Source organism: Actinosynnema sp. ALI-1.44, assembly GCF_001984155.1.
In the GTDB taxonomy this organism is placed as follows: Bacteria; Actinomycetota; Actinomycetes; order Mycobacteriales; family Pseudonocardiaceae; genus Kibdelosporangium.
Map to the genome: position 1 here is coordinate 479,407 of NZ_MTQO01000046.1, position 6,368 is coordinate 485,774.

The 6,368-nt window shown below is 65.0% G+C and carries 4 protein-coding genes; 2 read left to right on the forward strand and 2 right to left on the reverse strand.

What is annotated here, in order from left to right; translation table 11 throughout:
• Positions 1–18 precede the first annotated feature (18 nt).
• Positions 19–471 (forward strand): DUF4383 domain-containing protein, encoded by a 453-nt coding sequence (locus tag ALI144C_RS25090; protein ID WP_076989563.1) that lies wholly within the window; start codon positions 19–21, stop codon positions 469–471.
• 16 nt (positions 472–487) lie between these two features.
• Here ALI144C_RS25090 and ALI144C_RS25095 read toward each other — a convergent pair whose 3' ends face one another.
• Together ALI144C_RS25095 and ALI144C_RS55720 are read right to left on the reverse strand one after the other, a co-directional pair.
• Positions 488–1,630 carry an amidohydrolase gene (locus ALI144C_RS25095; RefSeq protein WP_076989564.1) on the reverse strand — a complete coding sequence of 381 codons (1,143 nt, stop codon included), beginning with the start codon at positions 1,628–1,630 and terminating at the stop codon, positions 488–490.
• 292 nt (positions 1,631–1,922) lie between these two features.
• A complete protein-coding gene (locus ALI144C_RS55720) occupies positions 1,923–2,126 on the reverse strand; it encodes a hypothetical protein (RefSeq protein WP_168211341.1) in 204 nt (67 codons plus the stop codon).
• A gap of 577 nt (positions 2,127–2,703) precedes the next feature.
• Here ALI144C_RS55720 and ALI144C_RS25100 point away from each other — a divergent pair.
• The gene (locus ALI144C_RS25100; RefSeq protein WP_168211342.1) at positions 2,704–6,303 is read left to right on the forward strand and encodes a ferritin-like domain-containing protein; all 3,600 of its coding nucleotides are present in this window, start codon (positions 2,704–2,706) and stop codon (positions 6,301–6,303) included.
• The last annotated feature ends 65 nt before the right edge of the window (positions 6,304–6,368 follow it).

The following is a 6,368-nucleotide window of genomic DNA, read 5'->3' on the forward strand; positions in this document are numbered from 1 at the left end:
ACCAATCAGGAGGCTGTCATGGCGCAGGTACAGCAATCGATGCGTACGCCCGTCCAGAAAGCCGCCCTCGTCGTCGGCATTGTGTTCCTGCTGGTCGGTGTCGCCGGCTTCATCCCAGGCCTGACGACGAACTACGACATGCTCACCTTCGCCGGTCACCATTCCGGCGCTTTGCTGCTCGACGTGTTCAACGTGTCCATACTGCACAATCTCGTGCACTTGGCGTTCGGTGTCGCGGGCGTCGCCATGGCACGAACAGCCACAGGTGCCCGGGCGTTCCTCATCGGCGGTGGCGTCGTCTACCTGATTCTCTGGCTGTACGGCCTGGTGATCAACATGGACAGCGACGCCAACTTCGTGCCGGTCAACGACGCGGACAACTGGCTGCACCTCGGCTTGGCGATCGGGATGCTCGCGCTCGGCGCGGCGCTTGGCCGGGGCATCGCCCACAGGCCAGCCCGTGAGCTGTGACGCGCCGTCCGAACCTTCACTCAGCCGCACGCTGTCGGAAGTCGTCCCAGGCCGCGCTGACCAGATCGGGCCGGGTCAACAGGTCGATCGCGGTGCGGCTGAGGGCGTCGGCTGCCGCGAGCATGACCTCACGGCCGCGTGCGCTGCCCGCGGCGGTGGCGAACTCGGGTGTGTGATCCGACTGATCACCGTCCAGAATGGCCACGAACGGGTGAATGGACGGCACTCTGGTGCTGATGTTGCCGATGTCGGACGAACCGAGGAACACGCCGGGCTCCGGCGGCGACATAGTGATGCCGTGCCGGGCGATGTGTTCGTCGAAGCAGGCCGACAAGGGTCCGTTCGGCCGGAAGTGCGCGTACGGTGTCCGCGTCGTCGTCACGTCCACAGTGGTCGATGTCGCCGTCGAGATACCCTGGGCCGCTGTCGACACGTCGTCGACCAGTGCGTCCAGGGCGGCGGTGGTGAGGGCGCGCAGCCCGAATCGTCCTTCGGCGAGGTCCGGGACGATGTTGGTGGCGGTCCCGCCTTGGGTGATGATGCCTTGGACGTGCGAGCCGGATGGCAGTCGTTGCCGAAGCGCCGCGAGTGTGGTGAACAACTGGATCAGTGCGGCGAGCGCGTCGATGCCCTCGGTCGGGTTGCCGGTCGGGTGCGCGGCGCGGCCACGGAAGGTGATCCTGAGTTCGACCTGGGCGGTCAGCACGGCCCAGGACCAGTTCTGGACGCCGGGGTGGAACATCAACGCCGCGTCGACACCGTCGAACACTCCCGCGTCGAGCTCGATGATCTTACCGCCGCCGCCCTCTTCCGCGGGCGTTCCCACCGCGAGAACCGTACCCGGCCGACTGCCCAACGCTTCTCGTGCCGCGATCGCCGCACCGAGTCCCGCGGCCGCGATGAGGTTGTGCCCGCAGGCGTGGCCCAGTCCCGGCAACGCGTCGTACTCCAGCAGCAACGCGACACGAGGGTGATCGCCCGTGCCTGCCCGGCCGACGAACGCGGTCGGCATCCCAGCGACTCCGCGATCCACGGTGAACCCGTCCCGCCGCAGCTCGGCACACAGCCGGTCCGCCGCCCGGACCTCCTCGAACGCGGTTTCCGGGTCGGCGTGCAAGGCACATGCCACGCCCCACAGCCGATCGGCCAGGGTGGTCATGATTCGCGTGCCACAACGCGCACGGGCAAATCCACGGCTTCGGTTCCGAGGCTGCAATCCATACACACGGGTACCCGTTTTCCCCGTGGACACACGCCCGAACCGCTGGGTGCGAACTTGTACGATCCCGGCTGCCTACCGCGACGGCTCCCACTGCCAGTGTTCGTGGCGAAGTGGCTGTGGCGCACCCGCTCCGCGAGCGGCGCGGGAAGGTGGGCACGGGCGGCGCCGATGCCGCCGGTGAGCACGAGCCTCTACAGGGGTGGCTTTAGTGGGTGAACTTGGTCAGCTCTCACCACTCGCGCGGCAAGCTGCCCGTGAAGTTGTGCCGGACCCATTCGTGGATGTCCACGCTCGTGCCGCGCCAGTCGCTGTGCCAGACCTGAGCCCTTTTGATCAACGCCACATTGCTGTTGCTCCACGGAAGCTTGCAGCCCGCACTGATCATTTTCCCTCCGGATCGAACGATGACAGTCGCCTCCAGCAACCTTGGCATGCGACAAGAAGGTACGACCAGGCAAGACGTCCCGCTGTAGCCCGTGCGCCGGAAACTCATCACCCCGTTGCTTCGCCCTACGATCCATTACTCACACAACAGGTAGTGCAGCACCAACAAAAGAGTGAAGCAACTACTGAAAAATTTTCGTTCTGCGGTCGCTTCGCCGTTCCGCGGCACCAAGGGTGATCCCCCCGTTGACTGGGCAAAGTGCGTTTGTTTGCGAACTTGCGACACCGACACGGTAAGCATTTTCTGATGCCTTACCCATTCGGTGCAGCGCCTACACCCTACGGACCCCGGTTGCCACACCAAAGCCACGCTACGTCATGACGCGGCCCGCACCCAACTAGTCTGAGCCGCGCAACACGCAAACCCATTTGGTCGCTTACCAGCCATTCGGCCCACAACTATGCTGAATTTACGACGCTCGATTACTCGCAATCGAGAAAGAAAGTTACTTTCAAAAAAAGTCGACCTCCACCATGGGAACAAGGGTCGAACTTTCCATCGATCAGGGTATCCACGGCAACGAGAAACACCCGTTCCCACCACCTTCTACCCCATGGACCGAAACATGGACGCCACCACTTGGATCTCCACTGCGGAATACCACCTCTTCAAAGGAAACCGACTGGTCTGCATCAACACGGCGAAAAACAACACCATCACCTACGACGGCCCCATCACCGAACACCCCACCTACAAAAACCTCCCCACAGAACTCACCCACGGCATCGACGCCACCACCTGGATCACCCACACCGACTACCGCCTCTTCAAAGGAAACCGACTGGTCCGCATCAACACCACGAACAACAGGGTCGACTTCGACGATCTGGTCAGTGAGTACAGCACATACAAGAACCTCCCGCCCGACTGGACGGAAGCGCCCGATCCGCTGGTCGACCTCCTGCACCAGGCCGCCCAGCTGGAACACTGCCTGCTCAATTCGTACCTGTACGCGGCCGCGTCGCTCAAGACGCTGCCCGAGGAATTCGCGGTACTACCGGACGGCCGGGAGAACAGGCGCCGGGCGATCCAGTTCGAGCGAGTCCGCGCCTGGAAGCAGGCGATTCTCGAGGTCGCGCACGAAGAGATGATTCACCTGCACTACGTCCAGTGCCTGATCCGCGGGCTCGGCGCGACGCCGTACTTCGGTCTCCCACCCCGTGACCCGGGCAGCGGCAACTGGGTGATCGGCGACTGGACCGCACACCTCGGTTCACAACCACCGGCTCCGACGGGTACCGAAGTCCCCGTCGACCGGCTCACACCAGCGAACGTGCGACGTTTCGTGCTCTACGAGTCGACCGACGCGATGCAGGACGAGGATCCGTTCGGATCCGCGTTGACGGATCTCTTCTCCCGCCTGCACGACTTCGAACTGGACTTCCTGCTGGAAAGCCTGCTTGTCGACGTCACCGACGAAGGCGAGCACGCCGATCTGAAGGAGAAGCTCGCCTCGCTCCACACCAGCCTCACCCCCGCGGAAGCGAAGGCGCGAGCGGAACCGCCGCTCGGCGCGGTGGACGTCGGTGTCTCCAGCGCCGAGGTCAGTTTCCAGTCGATCGCCGATCTGTACAACGAGCAGATCCAGCCGCTCTACCAGCAGGCGTTCGACCAGGGCCGGGTCGCGGACAACCTGGAGCTGGTCGGTGAGTTCAGCGACCAGAACTACGCGGCCGAAGGATTTCTGCCGACACCGCCGGTCCATCGCGACAAGAACTTCGACCGCCAAGCGAAGGACGACTTCGGACAGCCCCTTTACGATGTCAAGCACCTCAACGAGATCATCGCCGAGATCGTGGAGGAAGGCGAGGGCCTCGCAGGTTTCGCGGATGGTGCGGAGGCCTTCCTGGCGAAGGTCGCCGAGCTCGGCGGTGCCAAGGCCTACCTCACCGCGGTGAACAACGACGCCCATTCGCCCGATCCCACGCCGGACTGGCTCGATCAGGGCCAGCGCCTTCGCATGTCACACCTCTATCGCTTCGCGATCACGATGATCGACCTCGATCACGAGATCCAGCTCGCCGCGACCGCGGGCACCGAGTTCGATCCGGCCCGCGCGCCGCTGCCCACCGGCGGGCACCCGGAGATCGCCGCACTCGCCGACACCCTTCCGGCGCAGTTCAACGCGGCCTACCTCGCACTGGTGACCTGGTTGAGCCGGATGTACGAGTTGCGGACCTGGCAGAGCGACCGCCGCAACCGGATGGGCATCGAGATGCTCGCGTCCTGGCCGTTGATGTCGCTCGCCATCCGCCCGTTCCTCGAACTCGCCGGATTCCTGCCGGTCGATCCACGGCACCTGTTCAACGTGACCCTGGACGCGTTGCCCACCGATCCTCCCGAGGTCCGGGAGCTCTTCGAGCTGTACACCCACTCGCAGGACCGCTCCCAGGACATCAACGATCGGATGGATGTCTGTGCGCTGAAAACCTTGAGCGCTGTCGGCGCTTGGGCCGCGGCGCAGCAGGCCGCCACGGCACGTGTGACCGGAATCAGCCCCGAGGCCCTCCGCGCCATATCGCTTCGTCTCGGCTCGCTGGCGAATCTCGGCGAGTTCGAGAAGCAGTTCCCGTACCGAGCGCACGGCGGCTACACCGACCGGCCACCGGACCCCGCCTTCCTCTTGGCCAACCCCGACGGCGACGGCAGACAGTACGAGGAAGACGGCAACCAACCGGAGCTCTTCACGAATACGTTCGTTCTCCGGGTCCGCTTCGCCGGACGGGAACTGATCCAGCTCTCCACCGACCCGGATCCGCCCACCGACGAGGCCGGCTGCTCAGGCACCCACATGCTCCACGCCGCCGACGGCGACGGTCACTGGTTGGACCGGTCCGTGATCTGGCAACCCGATCTCGACCACGACACGAACGTCTTCGGCCGGGAGCCCAAGCAGGAGCTTCCGCCGCTGGGCGTGCACGTCCAGCAGCTCGACCTGTTCGTCACGGGCGACGGGCCCGCCTCGTCCGGCTACGTTCCCATCTCCGAGATGAGTTCGAGCGGGGCCGTTCAGACTCAGGGTGTCCAGCAGCTGGCGCAGATCACCGGTCTGAGCCACGTCGACGAGCTGAGAGCGGACAGCCTGCGGGTGAGCCTGCTGCCCCAACACGGCCAGAAGCCCTACCTGAACGGCGACAACCACCTGATCTGGCAGGACGGCGAGCCGATCGACCCGTTCGTTCTCGCGCTCTGCAAGGACGACGGGACCGTGATCTGGCAACGGGAGATCCACAACGACGGCAAGACGTTGCGGCAGATGTCCCCGCTGCAGCGATTGCAGTCGCTTCGGGGTCCGTGCGGTTTCGACAGCTACCGCAACGTACCCGACTGGGCGCTCAGCTCCGGCGAGCGGGCGCTCTTGGACGATCCTCGCTTCCCGGCGTCCTACCTGGAGGCCCGAGCCGGCGTGCTCACGACCGCGCTCAAGGAAAGCCTGAAAGCGTCCACATGGGACCGATCCTCGGTCGACGCCGCGATCTCGTACGCCGAGCGGCTGCGCCTCGTCGCCAGCCCACGCAGCACGACCTTCCACTGGCTGCCGGTCATCCTGCACTACGGCCACACAGTCAGCGGTGAGATGCGCACCCCGGGCAGGCGAGATGTTCCCGCGGAGACCAGCACCGGTCTGCAACTCGCGGTGGTCGGCGCGGGCCGCAAGAACCAGAACGGCCGCTGGTTCACCACGTACACCCAAGGCATCATGGACACCGACGCGCTCTCAGCGTTGGTCTTCGGCGAGCTGTACATCCCGCTTCAGGTGACCAGAGGCGGCACACCGGTGGCGTTCACCCGCAGGTGGACATTCCCAGCCGGACTCGCGGACGCCGTGACGAGCTACGCGGCCCGTTTCGACGTCCCGTTCTGGGCCCATTACGACGTTACCGGCACCAAACGCACCCGCGTCCTCAGTGACGGCACCACACTGGTCGAGACACTGACCTCCTCCAACGCCACCTCCTACACGTACAAGTCCAGCGGTGTCCGAGACATCTCGAACTACGTGGGCACGTTCTCCGTCGAATCCACCGACAGCGAAGTCACCCTCACCTGGGACACCACCTTCACCTTCAACAGCCAACCCTCATCGGTGCACATGTTCTCGATCAACGCCACCAGCGCCGAGGCGATGACCGATTCACTCGGCCGGCACTTCTCACCCCGCTGATCAGCACTCACCAGCGGAACGGCGGTCCGGCCCCGGCCCCCCCCCCCCCCCCCCCCCCCCCCCCC

Excerpts from the sequence above, each read along its gene's own strand:
- ALI144C_RS25090 (WP_076989563.1), top strand. The coding sequence starts at position 19 with ATGGCGCAGGTACAGCAATCGATGCGTACGCCCGTCCAGAAAGCCGCC.
- ALI144C_RS25100 (WP_168211342.1), top strand. The coding sequence starts at position 2,704 with ATGGACGCCACCACTTGGATCTCCACTGCGGAATACCACCTCTTCAAA.
- ALI144C_RS55720 (WP_168211341.1), bottom strand. The coding sequence starts at position 2,126 with ATGCCAAGGTTGCTGGAGGCGACTGTCATCGTTCGATCCGGAGGGAAA.
- ALI144C_RS25095 (WP_076989564.1), bottom strand. The coding sequence starts at position 1,630 with ATGACCACCCTGGCCGATCGGCTGTGGGGCGTGGCATGTGCCTTGCAC.